The 15037-nt window shown below is 63.7% G+C and carries 11 protein-coding genes and 1 tRNA gene; 8 read left to right on the top strand and 4 right to left on the bottom strand.

Annotation, left to right across the window (positions count from 1 at the left end; translation table 11 throughout):
* Window positions 1-2: 2 nt before the first annotated feature.
* The 8 genes from ACJ8PI_RS16235 (at window position 3) to ACJ8PI_RS16200 (ending at window position 11703) form a co-directional block, all read left to right on the top strand.
* Window positions 3-3947: an enterobactin synthase subunit F gene (locus ACJ8PI_RS16235; RefSeq protein WP_060439181.1), complete on the top strand. Its 3945-nt coding sequence runs from the start codon at window positions 3-5 to the stop codon at window positions 3945-3947.
* Between the two features lie 176 nt (window positions 3948-4123).
* Window positions 4124-5380, top strand: a complete 1257-nt coding sequence (gene entS, locus ACJ8PI_RS16230) for an enterobactin transporter EntS (RefSeq protein WP_033649954.1) — start codon at window positions 4124-4126, stop codon at window positions 5378-5380.
* A gap of 211 nt (window positions 5381-5591) precedes the next feature.
* Window positions 5592-6797: an isochorismate synthase gene (locus ACJ8PI_RS16225; protein ID WP_060439180.1), complete on the top strand. Its 1206-nt coding sequence runs from the start codon at window positions 5592-5594 to the stop codon at window positions 6795-6797.
* Between the two features lie 7 nt (window positions 6798-6804).
* Complete coding sequence (locus ACJ8PI_RS16220; protein ID WP_060439179.1) at window positions 6805-8433, top strand: (2,3-dihydroxybenzoyl)adenylate synthase; 1629 nt, start codon at window positions 6805-6807, stop codon at window positions 8431-8433.
* Window positions 8434-8436: 3 nt separating this feature from the next.
* A complete protein-coding gene (locus ACJ8PI_RS16215; protein ID WP_004930014.1) occupies window positions 8437-9297 on the top strand; it encodes an isochorismatase in 861 nt (286 codons plus the stop codon).
* 105 nt (window positions 9298-9402) lie between these two features.
* Window positions 9403-10422, top strand: coding sequence for a 7-bladed beta-propeller protein YncE (gene yncE, locus ACJ8PI_RS16210; RefSeq protein WP_369783847.1), 1020 nt, complete (start codon window positions 9403-9405; stop codon window positions 10420-10422).
* A gap of 121 nt (window positions 10423-10543) precedes the next feature.
* Entirely contained in the window at window positions 10544-11164 is a 621-nt protein-coding gene (locus tag ACJ8PI_RS16205) for a DUF2238 domain-containing protein (protein ID WP_080335459.1), read from the top strand.
* 158 nt (window positions 11165-11322) lie between these two features.
* Window positions 11323-11703 (top strand): hypothetical protein, encoded by a 381-nt coding sequence (locus ACJ8PI_RS16200; RefSeq protein ID WP_033649959.1) that lies wholly within the window; start codon window positions 11323-11325, stop codon window positions 11701-11703.
* A gap of 390 nt (window positions 11704-12093) precedes the next feature.
* Here the strand turns inward: ACJ8PI_RS16200 and ACJ8PI_RS16195 are convergent.
* The 4 genes from ACJ8PI_RS16195 to cutA all read right to left on the bottom strand — a co-directional run bounded on the left by ACJ8PI_RS16195 (window position 12094) and on the right by cutA (window position 14968).
* Window positions 12094-12169 (bottom strand) — tRNA-Phe (locus tag ACJ8PI_RS16195).
* Between the two features lie 160 nt (window positions 12170-12329).
* Window positions 12330-12905, bottom strand: coding sequence for a division control transcriptional repressor DicD (gene dicD, locus ACJ8PI_RS16190; RefSeq protein WP_016929381.1), 576 nt, complete (start codon window positions 12903-12905; stop codon window positions 12330-12332).
* Between the two features lie 39 nt (window positions 12906-12944).
* Window positions 12945-14669, bottom strand: a complete 1725-nt coding sequence (locus tag ACJ8PI_RS16185; RefSeq protein ID WP_060439178.1) for a protein-disulfide reductase DsbD — start codon at window positions 14667-14669, stop codon at window positions 12945-12947.
* Window positions 14645-14968: a divalent cation tolerance protein CutA gene (gene cutA, locus ACJ8PI_RS16180; RefSeq protein ID WP_060436721.1), complete on the bottom strand. Its 324-nt coding sequence runs from the start codon at window positions 14966-14968 to the stop codon at window positions 14645-14647. Before cutA ends, ACJ8PI_RS16185 begins: the two co-directional genes overlap by 25 nt.
* Between the last annotated feature and the right edge of the window lie 69 nt (window positions 14969-15037).

Genomic DNA, 15037 nt, shown 5'->3' with positions numbered 1-15037 from the left:
CAGTGTCACACACCCCTAACTCTCTCAGCGGCCCGGCGCTTGCGGGCGAATGGCCGCTGGTCGCGGCGCAACCCGGCATCTGGGTCGCCGATCAAATCTCCCCGCATCGCAATGCCTACGCGGTGGCCCACGCCATCGAACTCAACGGCCCCATTGCCGTAGAGCCTCTGCTGCAGGCCATCATCCAGGGCCTGGGCGAGGTGGACATGCTGCGCCTGCGTTTTGCGGAACGCGACGGCGTGCCGGTGCAATGGCTGGATGACGCGCTGGCGGTGCACGAGCCGGAACTTGTCGATCTGACGACGTCGCCGGATCCCGAAGCCGCCGCGCGCGCGCTGATGGACATCGATCTGGCGAGCGATCTGCGCGCCGGCAGCGGCGCACCGCTGTATCGCCATGTGGTGATGCGCCTGGCGGATAACCGCTGGTTCTGGTATCAGCGCTATCACCATCTGCTGGTGGACGGTTTCAGCTTCACCGCCATCGCTCGCCGCGTGGCGGCGATTTACACCCATATTTGCCGCGGCGACGCGCTGGAACCGACGCCTTTCACGGCGTTCAGCGACGTGGTGGCGGAATACCAGGCTTACCGGGAGGCGCCGGCCTGGCAGCGCGACGCCGATTTCTGGCTCGAAAAAGCGCGGCAGTTGCCGCCGCCGGCCACGCTCTGCCCGCAGCCGCTGGCCGGGCAAACCCCCACGCCGCGCATCCACCGGCTGGAACAGCGCTGCGATCCGCAGGCTTTCGCCGAACTGGTGCAGTGCGGCGCGCAGCAGAAGCTGAACGCCGCCGATATGGCGGTGGCGCTGGTGGCGCTGTGGGTATCGCGCCTGAGCGGCCAACCGAGTTTCAGCGCCGGTTTTATCTTCATGCGCCGTACCGGATCGGCCGCCCTGTGCGCCGCCGGGCCGGTGATCAACGTGCTGCCGATGGAGATGCATCTCGAGCCGCAGGCCACGCTGTATGAGGCCGCCGCCCGCATCAGCCGCGAGCTGAAAACGGTGCGCCGCCATCAGCGCTACGACGCCGAACAGGTGCAGCGCGATCTGGGGCGCATCGGCGACGGCGAACCGCTGTACGGCACGGTCTTCAACTTCAAAATGTTCGATTACCAGCTGGATTTCGCCGGTATCGAAGGCATCACTCACGATCTGGCCTCCGGGCCGGTGCGCGATCTGGAGATTGCGCTGTTTATCGACGAACACCATCAGTTGAAGGTTGAGCTGCTGGCCAACGCCGAGCGTTACGGCCGCCAGGAACTGCAGGCGCACCTGCAGCGGCTGCCGCTGCTGCTGGCGCAGTTCGCCGCGCAGGCAACGTTGCCGATCGGCGAAGCCGATATGCTGACCGCCGACGATCATGCGCTGCTGGCGCGGGTCAACGACACGGCGCACCCGGTGCCGGCGACCACGCTGAGCCAGTTGCTGGCGCAGCAGGCGCAAACCACGCCGGACGCGCCGGCGCTGGCGGATGCGCATTTCAATTTCACCTACCGCGAAACGCGCGAGCAGGTCATGGCGCTGGCGCGCGAGCTGGTTGCGCAGGGCGTGCGGCCGGGCGACATCGTGGCGGTGGCGCTGCCGCGTTCGGTGTTCCTGTCGCTGGCGTTGATGGCGATCGTGGAAGCGGGCGCCGCCTATCTGCCGTTGGACACCGGTTATCCGGACGAGCGGCTGGCGATGATGCTGGAAGACGCCGCGCCCCGGCTGGTCATCACCAACCCGGCGCAGCAGGCGCGGTTCGCCGACAAGGGCGAAATTTTGCTGTATGACGCGCCGCTGCCGGCCGATCACGCCGCCGGGGTGGCGATCGCGAGCCCGACGCCGAACCATGCGGCCTATATCATCTTTACTTCCGGCTCCACCGGGCGCCCGAAAGGTGTGCTGGTCGGCCATCAGGCGATCGTCAACCGCTTGCTGTGGATGCAGCACCAGTATCCGCTGGGGGCGGACGACGCGGTGCTGCAGAAAACGCCGTGCAGTTTCGACGTCTCGGTATGGGAATTCTTCTGGCCGCTGATGGTCGGCGCCCGGCTGGTGATGGCGCCGCCGGAGGCGCACCGCGATCCGCAGCAGCTGCAACAGCTGATCGCGCAGCACCGCATTACCACGCTGCACTTCGTGCCGTCGATGCTGGCGGCTTTCGTTGCCGCCCTGGACGACGACGCGGCGGTGGCGAGCTGCGCCGCGCTGCGCCAGGTGTTCTGCAGCGGCGAAGCGCTGCCGGCGGAGCTGTGCCGCCTGTGGCAAAGCCGCACGGCGGTGCCGCTGCACAACCTCTACGGCCCGACCGAAGCGGCGGTGGACGTGACCTGGCATCCGGCCCACGGCGACGCGCTGGCGAAGGTGACCGGCGCCAACGTGCCGATCGGCCTGCCGGTATGGAACACCGGACTGCGCATTCTTGACGCGCGCCTGCGGCCGGTGCCGCCGGGCGTGGCGGGCGATCTGTATCTGACCGGCGTGCAGCTGGCGCACGGCTACCTTGGCCGGCCGGATCTGACCGCCAGCCGCTTTGTCGCCGATCCGTTCGGCGAGGGCGGGCGCATGTACCGCACCGGCGACGTGGCGCGCTGGCTGCCGGACGGCGCGGTGGAATATTTGGGCCGCAGCGACGATCAGCTGAAGATCCGCGGGCAGCGGATCGAGCTGAGCGAAATCGACCACGCCTTGCTGTCGCTGCCGGGCGTGCGCCAGGCGGTGACGCACGCGCTGGTGTTGCAGGGCACGCCGGTGGACGCTGGCGGCGATGCGCGCCAGTTGGTGGGCTATCTGGTGATGCAGCCTGGCGCGAGCTGGGATGCGGAAGCCCTGCGCGCGGCGCTGGCCGACCGGCTGCCGCCGCACATGGTGCCGGTGGCGCTGGTGGAAATGAGCGATTTGCCGCTGAGCGCCAACGGCAAGCTGGATCGCAAGGCCTTGCCGCAGCCGCAGGGCGGCGAGCGCAAGGCTGGGCGGCCGCCGCAGGCCGGGCTGGAAAGCGAGATCGCGGCGGTATTTGCCCGATTGCTGCAGCGCGAGCAGGTGTTCGCCGATGACGATTTCTTCGCGCTCGGCGGCCATTCGCTGCTGGCGATGCGGCTGGCGGCGGAGCTGCGCCGCGATCTGGGCAAGGCGGTGTCCGTCGGCCAGGTAATGGTGGCGTCGCGCGTCGAGCAGTTGGCTGTCTTGTTAGCGGAAGATCGCACGCAGGAAGAGGCCGATCGCAGCGGCTTCGACAGCGTATTGCCGCTGCGCGTCACCGAGGGGCCGACGCTGTTCTGTCTGCACCCGGCGTCCGGTTTCTCTTGGCAGTTCAGCGTATTGCCGCGCTATCTCGATCAGCACTGGTCGCTGGTCGGTATCCAGTCGCCGCGGCCGGACGGCCCGCTGGCACTGAGCGAAGATATGGATCAGGTGGTGGATGCCCACCTGCAGACGGTGTTGCAGGTACAGCCGCACGGGCCGTACCACTTCATCGGCTACTCGCTGGGCGGCACGCTGGCGCAGGGCATTGCCGCCCGGCTGCAGGCGCGCGGCGAGCAGGTGGCGTTCCTCGGCCTGCTGGATACCTATCCGCCGGAGACCCAAAACTGGGACGTGATGCTGGACGACAACGTGTTGAAGGAGGTGCAGCGCGAGCGCGAGCAGTTCCTGGCGGTGTCGCAGGATACGCTCGATCCGGCGCTGGGCGAGACGCGCACCGCGATGTTCGACAACATTGAAGCCAACTACGCCGACTCGGTGCGGTTGTTGTCGCACACGCGTACCGCCCGTTTCCACGGCCAGGCGACGCTGTTCGTCGCCAAACGCACGCTGCAGGAAGGGATGGACGTGCAGCAAACCTGGTCGCAGTACGTCGATGCGCTGCAGGCGCACGAGCTGGACTGCGCGCATGTCGATATCGTTTCGCCGGCGTCGTTCAAAGTGCTGGGGCCGCTGCTGAACCGGATCTTGCGCACGCTGTAATCGCGTCCGTCATCTCGCCGCCAGGCACGGGGATGACCCCGCGTGTGGCGGCGTTTCTTGCGGTTGCTCACGGTTGAATATCAATGAGTTTTATTATCATTATTGATTTCGCCATCTGTGCTAGCATAGCGCCCCGCAACTGCAGAATCCCCGTTTAACGATGTGGTGAAAAACCGATGAGTAGCAAACCCTCCATCCTGCTTGATTTTAGCCTGCTGAAAACCAACCGGGCTTTCCGCGCGGTATTCTGCGCGCGCTTTATTTCCATTGTGGCGCTGGGGCTGATGGCGATCGCCATCCCGGTGCAGATCCAGGCGCTGACCGGTTCCACCCTGCAGGTCGGGCTGGCGGTGACGCTGGCCGGCGGCGGCATGTTCGCCGGGCTGCTGATGGGGGGCGTATTGGCCGATCGCTATGAGCGGCGCCGACTGATCCTGTTCGCGCGCTCCACCTGCGGCATCGGCTTCGTCGGCCTGTGCCTCAACGCCCTGTTGCCGTCGCCTTCGCTGGCGGCCATTTATCTGCTGGCAGTGTGGGACGGCTTCTTCGGCGCGGTGGGGGTGACGGCGCTGCTGGCGGCCACGCCGGCGCTGGTGGGCCGCGAAAACATCGTGCAGGCGGGCGCCATCAGCATGCTGACGGTGCGCTTCGGCTCGATCCTTTCTCCGGCGATCGGCGGCCTGGTGATCGCCCATATGGGCATTGCCTGGAACTACGGCCTGGCGGCGTTCGGCACCCTGCTGACGCTGCTGCCGCTGCTGAGCCTGCCGCAGCTGATGCCACCGCCGCAGCCGCGTGAACACCCGCTGCGCGCGCTGGCGGGCGGTTTCGCCTTCCTGTTCCAGAATAAGGTGATCGGCATGGTGGCGCTGATCGGCGCGCTGCTGACCATGGCCAGCGCGGTGCGCGTGCTGTACCCGGCGATGGCGGAAAGCTGGCACATCGACGCCGCCCACCTCGGCTATATGTACGCCGCCGTGCCGCTCGGCGCCGCCATCGGTGCGTTCACCAGCGGGCGCGTGGCGCACGTGGCGCGCCCCGGTTGGGTGATGTTGCTGACGGCGATCGCGGCGTTCGCCGCCATTGGCCTGTTCGGCCTGATGCCGTGGTACAGCCTGGCGTTGCTGTGCCTGGTGGCGTTCGGCTACCTGAGCGCGCTGAACTCGCTGCTGCAGTACGGCCTGATCCAGAGCCTGACGCCGGACAACTTCCTCGGCCGCATCAACGGCCTGTGGACGGCGCAGAACGTGGTGGGCGATGCGCTGGGCGCGTTGCTGCTGGGGGCGATGGGCGCCTTTATGCTGCCGGCGATGAGCGCCAGCGGTTTCGGTTTCGGCGCGGCGCTGCTCGGCATCCTGTTGCTGTTCGCCATGACCGGTTTGCGCCAGGTGACGCTGCACAAACCGGAGCCGCAGCCCGCCACAGAAAAGTAGTCGAACGCGTTAAGACAACGCTGTGGGATCAAATAGCAATGCTTATCATCGGCATGCGTAAAATCCACAGCGTTTATGTCATGATTTTGAAATGAAAGAAGTGCTTACGTTTATTGACATGGCAAATATCGGCGAGTAATTTAGCGCGGAATTAACTCAAATGATAATCATTATTATATTGGTTATCACTTCAAAATCTGAGGGCGAAGCGATGGATACTGCCGTGAACGACATCAATCGAAAGGAAATGCAGGAGCGCGAAGAACACCGGTTCGCCGCTGATTTTTCTCCGGCGTCGGGCTTCTTCTTTACCTCCCCTTTCCGCAGCTTGACCACCACCGGATGTTTCAGCCGCATTCGCCTGCCGGCCGCGGACGGCGCCGATCTGAACGGCGAGTTCCAGCGCAGCGTGCGGCAGGCGTTTGCCGAGGCCCGTCAGGCCGGTATCAAAAATCCGCTGCTGTGCGGCGCTATCCCGTTCGATACCCGGCAGCCTTCGGCGCTGTTTATTCCGCAGCAGAGCCGCTGGTTCGATCGCGCCGCTTTTATGGCCGGCGTTCAGCCGGCGGCAGAGGGGCCGGAGCTGGCTGGCATAACGGAGCTGCCGCCGCAGCAGCCGTTCATGAACATGGTCAGCGATGCCGTTGACGCGATGAAGGCCGGTGAGCTGGATAAAGTGGTCTTGTCGCGCCTGCTGGAGATCGAAACGCGCCGGCCGGTGGATCGCCATGCGCTGATGGCGCGCGTGATCGCCCAAAACCCGCACGGTTTCCACTTCCACGTGCCGCTGGATCAGGGCGCGCTGTTGGGCGCCAGCCCGGAGCTGCTGCTGCGCCAGGACGGCGGCCGTTTCTACTCCAACCCGCTGGCCGGTTCCGCCCGGCGCGAGGCCGACCCGCAGCGCGATCGCGAAGTGGGGGAGCGGCTGATGGCCTCGGCGAAAGATCGCCACGAGCATCGCATCGTCACCGAAAGCATGCGTGACGTGCTGGCCGGCCGCTGCCGCTACCTGAACGTGCCGCACACCCCTGAATTGTTGACCACCACCACGCTGTGGCATCTCTCCACGCCGATCGACGGCGAGGCGGCCTCTCCAGACGAAAATGCCCTGTCGCTGGCCTGCCTGTTGCACCCGACGCCGGCGCTGTGCGGCATGCCGACGGCCCAGGCACACACCCTGATCGGCAAGCTGGAGCCGTTCGATCGCGGCCTGTTTGGCGGCATCGTCGGCTGGTGCGATGACGAAGGCAACGGCGAGTGGGTAGTGACTATCCGCTGCGGCACCGTTGACGGCAACCGGGTGCGTCTGTTCGCCGGCGCCGGCATTGTGGAAGACTCTTCACCCGAATCTGAATGGCATGAAACAGGCACCAAACTCAGCACCATTCTGCGTGCCTTTGGTATGAATCAAGGATAACGACAAGATGAGCATTGCCTTTACCCCCTGGCCGGCGGAGTTCGCCAGCCGCTATCGCGAACGCGGCTACTGGACTGACAAGCCGCTGACCGAGATCCTCGACCGCCAGGCCAACAACGACGCCCCGGCGATTATCGACGCCCAGGGCAGCCTAACCTACCGCGAGCTGCAGCAGCGCTCCGATCGCCTGGCGGCCGCTCTGCTGCGCCGCGGCGTGAAATCCGGCGACACCGCGTTGGTTCAGCTGGGCAACGTGGCGGAGTTTTATATCGTGTTCTTCGCGCTGCTGAAAATTGGCGTGGCGCCGGTCAACGCGCTGTTCAGCCATCAGCGCAGCGAGCTGAATGCCTATGCCGAGCAGATCAAACCGGCGCTGCTGATCGCCGATCGCCAGCACGGGCTGTTTGCCGACGATCAATTCCTGAACGCCTTCCGCGATGCGCATCCTTCGCTGCGGGTTGTGGCGCTGCGTAGCCAGCCCGAGGGCGAGCTGGCGCTGGCCGCCTGGCTGGATGAAGCGAGCGACGGTTTTGTCGCGCAGCCTTCCGCGGCCGATCAGGTGGCGTTCTTCCAGCTTTCCGGCGGCAGCACCGGTACGCCGAAGCTGATCCCGCGCACCCACAATGATTACTACTACAGCATTCGCCGCAGCGTGGAGATCTGCCGTTTCGACGCGCAGACCCGCTATCTGTGCGCGCTGCCGGTGGCGCACAACTACCCGATGAGTTCGCCGGGCGTGCTGGGCGTGTTTTATGGCGCCGGGCTGGTGGTGTTCGCCGCCGATCCGGACGCCGGGCAGTGCTTCCATCTGATCGAACAGCACCAAATCAACGTGACGGCGCTGGTGCCGCCGGCGGTCACGCTGTGGCTGCAGGCGATCGAAGAGTGGGGCGGCAATGCCCAACTCGCCAGCCTGAAACTGCTGCAGGTGGGCGGCGCCAAGCTGGGCGAGACGCTGGCGGCGCGCATTCAGAACGAAATCGGCTGCCAACTGCAGCAGGTGTTCGGCATGGCTGAAGGGTTGGTCAACTACACCCGGCTGGACGACGACGAACGCCACATCCTGACGACGCAAGGGCGGCCAATGTCGCCGGACGACGAGGTGTGGGTGGCGGATGACGACGGCAATCCATTGCCGGCGGGCGAGGTCGGCCGGTTGATGACGCGCGGGCCTTATACCTTCCGCGGTTACTACCAGAGCCCGGCGCACAACGCCGACGCCTTCGACGCCGACGGTTTCTACTGCTCCGGCGATCTGATCAGTATCAGCGAAGACGGCTACATCACCGTGCAGGGGCGGCAGAAAGATCAGATCAACCGCGGCGGAGAGAAGATCGCCGCCGAGGAGATCGAGAACCTGCTGCTGCGTCATCCGGACGTGATCAACGCCGCGCTGGTGTCGATGCCGGACGCGCTGATGGGGGAGAAGAGCTGCGCCTATATCATCGCCAACGCGCCGCTGAAGCCGGTGGTGCTGCGCCGCCACCTGCGCGAGCAGGGCGTGGCGGACTTCAAACTGCCGGATCGCTTTATTCAGGTGGACAGCCTGCCGCTGACCCCGGTCGGCAAAGTGGACAAAAAACGGCTGCGCCAGCAGCTCGACGCGCAACTACAGACTCAGGCTCAGGGAGATTAATCGATGGCCATTCCAAAACTTAATGACTACGCGCTGCCGACGGCGGACGAACTGCCGCAAAATAAAGTCACCTGGCAGGTAGAACCGCAGCGCGCCGCGCTGCTGATCCACGACATGCAGCAGTATTTCCTCAATTTCTGGGGCGAAGACAGCGCGCTGATTAAACAGGTGGTGGAGAACATCGCCAACCTGCGCCGCTACTGCAAACAGCAGGGCATTCCGGTGTTCTATACCGCGCAGCCGAACCAGCAGAGCGATGAAGACCGCGCGCTGTTGAACGACATGTGGGGGCCGGGCCTGAACAAACACCCCGAGCAGCAGGCGGTGACCGCCGCGCTGGCGCCGGACGAAGACGACACGGTGCTGGTGAAATGGCGCTACAGCGCCTTCCACCGCTCGCCGCTGCAGGAGATCCTGCAGGAGTCCGGCCGCGATCAGCTGATTATCTGCGGCGTGTATGCGCACATCGGCTGCCTGACCACCGCCATCGACGCCTTCATGCGCAATATCCAGCCGTTCATGGTGGCCGACGGCCTGGCGGATTTCTCGCGCGACGAACACCTGATGGCGCTGCGCTACACCGCCGGCCGCTGCGGCCGGGTGGTGACCACCGCGTCTCTGTTGCCGGCTGCCGGTATCGCCAGCATCGATGCGCTGCGTCAGCAGATCCTGCCGCTGCTTGACGAAGACAGCGAAGACATGGGCAACGATGAGAACCTGATCGATTATGGCCTGGATTCGGTGCGCATCATGGAGCTGGCGACCCGCTGGCGCAAGATCCGCGGCGATATCGACTTTATCGCGCTGGCGCGCAACCCGACCATCGACAGCTGGTGGGCGCTGCTTTCCGAAGAGAAAGCCTGATTTTAATAACGAGAGAGGGCGGCCGCTCGGCCGCCCCGTTGGTTCTATAAGGAGATTACGATGAATGCTTTGATCACCAAGGGAAAACGTGCGGCATTTCCGCTGATGCTGCTGTCCACGCTGCTGTTCTCCAATACGCTGCTGGCGCAGACCGCGCCGGAAGTGCTGCGCAAGCCGGTTGGCAAGGGCGCCTATGAAATGGCCTACAGCCCGAGCGAGAACGCGCTCTATCTGGCGACGTCGCAGAGCCGCAAGCTGGACAAGGGCGGCATCGTTTATCGTCTGGATCCGACCACGCTGGACGTGACCCAGATTATTCATAATGACATCAAACCGTTCGGCGCCGCCGTCAACGCCAAGACCGGCACGCTGTTCTTCGGCAACACCGTCAATAACTCGGTGACCGCCATCGACGCCAAGACCGGCGAGGTGAAAGGCCGCCTGGTGCTGGACGCGCGCAAGCGCTCCGAGACCGTCAAGCCGCTGGCGCCGCGCGAACTGGTGGCGGATGCCGACAGCGATACCCTGTACATCACCGGTCTGGGTGAATCCAGCGTAGTGTGGGTGGTGGACGGCAAGGATCTGACCCTGCGCGCCACCGTGACCGACACCGGCAAATACGGCACCGGCCTGGCGCTGGACGCCGCCGCCAAACGTCTGTACGTTACCAACGCCGACGGCGAGCTGGTGACCATCGACACCCAATCCAACAAGGTGCTGTCGCGCAAGAAGCTGGATGAGTCCAAAGAGCACTTCTTCCTGAACATCAGCCTGGATACCGCTACCCATCGTGCGTTCATCACCGATTCCAAGCAGCCGCAGGTGCTGGTGGTGGATACCCGCAACGGCAACATTCTGAGCAAGATCGACGTACCGGAATCGCTGGCGGTGCTGTTCAACCCGGCGCGCAATGAAGTTTACGTCACCCATCGCCAGGCGGGCGAAGTGAGCGTAATCGACGCCAAGAGCTACAAGGTGCTGAACACCATCAAGACGCCGACCCACCCGAACAGCCTGGCGCTGTCGCCGGACGGTCAGACGCTGTACGTCAGCGTCAAGCAGGCTTCCAGCCGCGAGAAAGAAGCCACCGCGCCGGACGACGTGATCCGCGTAGCGCTGAAATAATCCCGCTCAGGGTACGCGCATATCGAACAGGCGAAGCGGCGACGCTCCGCCTGTTTTTTTTCGCCCCAGGATCTGCGGTATAAAGAGTGTATTGATCCGTTAACCCGAAGGAACGTTGGTTATGCCTGCCTCGCGTACCCCGCTGTTATTGTCCGTTATCACCCTGCTGCTGCTGGCCGCGCTGATCCACAGCGGCATCCGCCCTTACGATCGCCCCACCTGGCTGATGGAGGTGGCGCCGGTATTGGTAGTTTTGCCGCTGCTGTGGCTGACTTATCGCCGCTATCCGCTGACGCCGCTGCTCTACACGCTGATTTTATTTCATGCGTTGATCCTGATTTTCGGCGGCATGTACAGCTACGCCCGCGTACCGCTGGGGTTTGAGGTGCAGCAGTGGCTGGATCTTGGCCGCAACCCGTACGACAAACTGGGGCATTTCTTCCAGGGATTGGTGCCGGCGCTGGTGGCGCGCGAGATCCTGCTGCGCGGCGGCTATGTGCAAGGGCGCAAGATGCTGGGCTTCGTGGTGTGCTGCATCGCGCTGGCCATCAGCGCCGTTTACGAGCTGATCGAGTGGTGGGCGGCGCTGGCGCTGGGCCAGGGCGCCGACGAGTTTCTCGGCACCCAGGGTGACCCGTGGGATACCCAGTCCGATATGTTCTGCGCCTTGCTCGGCGCGCTATGCGGTTTGCTGCTGTTCGCCGGTTGGCAAGACCGGCAAATTCGCCGCCTGTGTCGATAAATCTTGGTAACAAAGGCGTGGTTGGAGGGGGCTGCATTTAATCGCGTTTACCGCCGGTTCAGCGTATTTGTGCTATATCACTGGTTCGGAGCGGCTGTTTGAATGCGAGACTGAGTTTGATCATTACCCCCTTATCCCGAAAAGCGTACGCAGTATGGATGTCGTTAACGATAGGGCTCAGCTTTGCGTGGCTAAATCTTTTGGATCTCTATAACAACGACACGTTGTTCTTTCAGAAGTTAACGATTTCCGTCATCAATAACACCTCGTTCGCCGATGTCGTCGCCTCTTACCTGAGACTGATTCTGTATCTACCTTTCGGGCTGTTGGCGATCGTGTTGACGCTGTTGTTTTGCGCCCGGCGGCTATGCGATACCCGGCTCTTTGTGCTCGCTTGGCCGATTTCTCTGGCGGTCTTCTTGGTCTTTTGGTTTGTTAATGTCGCTTTCCCCGGACATCTCAATCTGGTGTTGGTCGCTAAATCTTGCGTACTGGCACTGATTGGGCTGGTTCCGCCGAGGAAACGAGAGGCCGAATAATCGAACGCAGTTCGATGAAGAGTCCGTATCCCAGAAAGCAAAAAACCGCCATAGGCGGGTTCTTCTGAATAGGGCGACCGGACGGACAACCGGCGTCTGCGCCGCGTTGAACAGCGCTTCAGCGCTGGCCCGCAGGGTGAGGCCTTTGGCCGAATAATCGAACGCAGTTCGATGGAGAGTCCGTACCCAGAAAGCGAAAAACCCAGCCATAGGCTGGGTTCTCTAAATATGGTGCCCGGACTCGGACAACCGGCGTCTGCGCCGCGTTGAACAGCGCTTCAGCGCTGGCCCGCAGGGTGAGGCCTTAAGGCCGAATAATCGAACGCAGTTCGATGGAGAGTCCTGTCCCTGAAAAGCAAAAACCCAGCCATAGGCTGGGTTCTCTAAATATGGTGCCCGGACTCGGAATCGAACCAAGGACACGGGGATTTTCAATCCCCTGCTCTACCGACTGAGCTATCCGGGCAACGGGCAGCATTAAACCGTATTGGCCGATGGCCGTCAACGGCTTTATGCATGAAAGGCGTTAAAACGCGTCCGGTTGCTGGCTTTTCAGGCAAAGGGCGCAAAAATTGCGCCTGTTCAGGCTATCTCCTTGGGCTGACGGCGCCGCAAGCGCGGCTCGCCTAGCTTAGCGCCCCGTTGCGGCGGCACTGCGCCACCTGCAAGATGTCTTCCGCCAGCCGTTTGGCGACCGATACGTCCTGGAGCTGGCGTTTTACCAGCAGTTTGCTCAGGCAGCCTTCCTGAATCAATTCCATTTGCTGCGCCACCATGTCGGCGTCGTCGGCGTCCATTTCACGCAGCAGTTCGCGGGTCAGCTCCAGCGAGGTCAGCTTTTGCTGTTCCGCCAGTTGGTGGATCGGGTGATCCGTTTCCGGGAAGAAGCTGCAGGCGGCGATAAACAGGCAGCCGGGATAGCGGTCTTGCTGCACGTATTCCGCCAGCACGTCATAGCGCGCCAGCAGCTTTTGCTGCGGGCTCAGGTTTTCATCCAGCAACAGCTGGCGGCGCCAGGTGTCGATCTGTTGGCCGTGGTAGCGCAGGCAGTCGTACAGCAGCGCTTCGCGATCCGGCCAGAACCGTTTGAGATCGCCGGGCTGAACGTCGAGTTTTTCCGCCAGCATCTCTAATGTGGCGGTCGCCAGGCCCTGTTGTTCCAACAGGCCCAGCGCGGTATCAAGGACGTGTTCACGTTGCACTTGTGCTTCCTCCCATTCGCTTCCGATCTTCAGTGTCAGTTATCGCATCACTTTCTGCAAATGCGCGTTGAAGGCTTCTGCCTTCATAAAACCGGTGACCCGCTGGGCCGTCAGCTCCTGGCCCGCCGGATCGAAGAACAGGATCGTGGGTAACCCCAGTACCTGCAAATGCTTCAGCAGCGCCGCCTGTTCCGCGCCGTTGGCGGTGACGTCCGCCTGCAGCAGCACCGCGTTGGCCAGGCTCGCCTGCACCGCCGCATTGCTGAAGGTGTATTTCTCGAACTCTTTACAGGCCACGCACCAGTCGGCGTACAGATCCAGCATCACCGGCTTGCCGCGCGCCTGTTGCAGCGCCAGATCGAGCTGCTCGACGTTGTTGATGCGGGCAAAGGCCAGGTGTTGTTGAGCCGCCTGCTGCGCCTGATCGGCGCCGAAGGCCCAATCCTGCAGCGGCCGCGCGGCGATCACCGCCGCCGCCAACAGCAGAAGCTGCAGGGCGCGCGCCCAGCCGCGCGCGCTTCTCAGGCTCAGAGCGAAGGCCCAGCCGAAGAACGCCAGGCCGAGCAGGCTCCACAGACGCAGGCCCCACAGATCGCCGATCACTCGCTCCAGCAGGAACACCGGCAGCGCCAGGATGACGAAGCCGAAGGCCTCTTTCACGTACTGCATCCACGGGCCGCTGCGCGGCAGCAGGCGGTTGCCGAACAGGGTGACGATCACCAGCGGAATGCCCATCCCCAGCGCGTACAGGTACAGCGTGCCGCCGCCGGCCCACAGGTTACCGCTCTGGGCGATATACAGCAGGATGGCGCTGAGCGGCGCGGTGGTGCAGGGCGAGCAAATCAGCCCGGCCAGGGCGCCCATCAGGAACACGCCGGTCAGCGAGCCGCCGCGCTGGGTGTTGCTCCAGTTCGCCAGCCGGGTTTGCAGCGCCGAGGGCAGCTGCAGGGAATAGAGGCCGAACATCGACAGCGCCAGTGCGATAAACAGCACCGACAGGCCGATCAGCACGTAAGGGTGCTGCAGCGCCGCCTGGAACTGCAGGCCGGCGGCGGCCACCACCAGCCCCAGCAGGGTGTAGGTGAGCGCCATGCCCTGCACGTAAACCACCGCCAGCGCCAGAATGCGGCCGCTGCTTTGCGGCCGGTCGCGGCCGAGGATGATGCCGGAGATCAGCGGGTACATCGGCAGCACGCACGGGGTGAAGGCGATGCCGATGCCGATCAGCAGCGCCCACAGCGGCGAGAACGGCAGGCTGGCCGGCGTAGCGGGCTGTTCGGTTGGCGCAGGGGCAGCCGCCGGGAGCGGGGCGACATCGCCGGCGCTGACCGCGTCCAGCGGGATGATGCGGGTTTCCGGCGGATAGCAGAAGCCGGCCTCGGCGCAGCCCTGATAGGTGACGCTGAGGCTGGCGTTGGCCGCCGCCTGTTGCAGCGGCACCTGCAGATTCAGCTGCTGTTTGAAAATCGCCACCTCGCCGAAGAACTCGTCCTTGTGGCTCAGCCCTTCGGGCAGGGTAAAGGCGCCGAGCGTCGCCTGCTGCGGCACCAGTTTGATCTGCTGGCGATACAGGTAGTAGCCGGGGCGGATCTGCCAGTTCAGCGTCACCTGGCTGCCTTGCTGCTTGAAATCGAAGGCGAAGGCCTGATCGACAGGCACGAACTGGCTGCCGCCCTTCGGCGCGAACAGCGAAGCCTGCGCCGCCTGCGGCAGAAAGAACAGGCTGCACAGCAGCAAAATCAGTTTAAGGAAGCGTTGATCCATAACAGGTAGTCTTTATCTCCGGCTATCACCGGCAGCACCAGCAGCTCGGGCGTCTGGTAGGGGTGATGTTGTTTCAGGGTGTCGAGCAGGGCCTGCTGACGGCGGCGATCGCTTTTGAACAGCATCTGCACTTCGTATTCCTGTTCCAGTTTCCCTTCCCAGTAATACAGCGAGGTGGCGCCGGGCAGCAGCGTGGCACAGGCCGCCAGCTTATCGCCCAAGACCCGCGCCGCCAGTTCCTGGGCGCTGGCTTCATCGGGTGCGGTACAGAGTATGACGACAGCTTCGCAATCAGACATCTTCAGCCCTCTCATCGGTTCGAATGGGCACTATACCCTGAAGGCGGATTGGCTAGAAGGCGAGTTTAT

This window comes from Serratia sp. CY82433 (genome assembly GCF_052166535.1).
Taxonomy (GTDB): Bacteria; Pseudomonadota; Gammaproteobacteria; order Enterobacterales; family Enterobacteriaceae; genus Serratia; species Serratia sarumanii.
The sequence above is the reverse complement of the archived record's forward strand: the minus strand, read 5'-3'. Positions and strand labels throughout refer to the sequence as shown.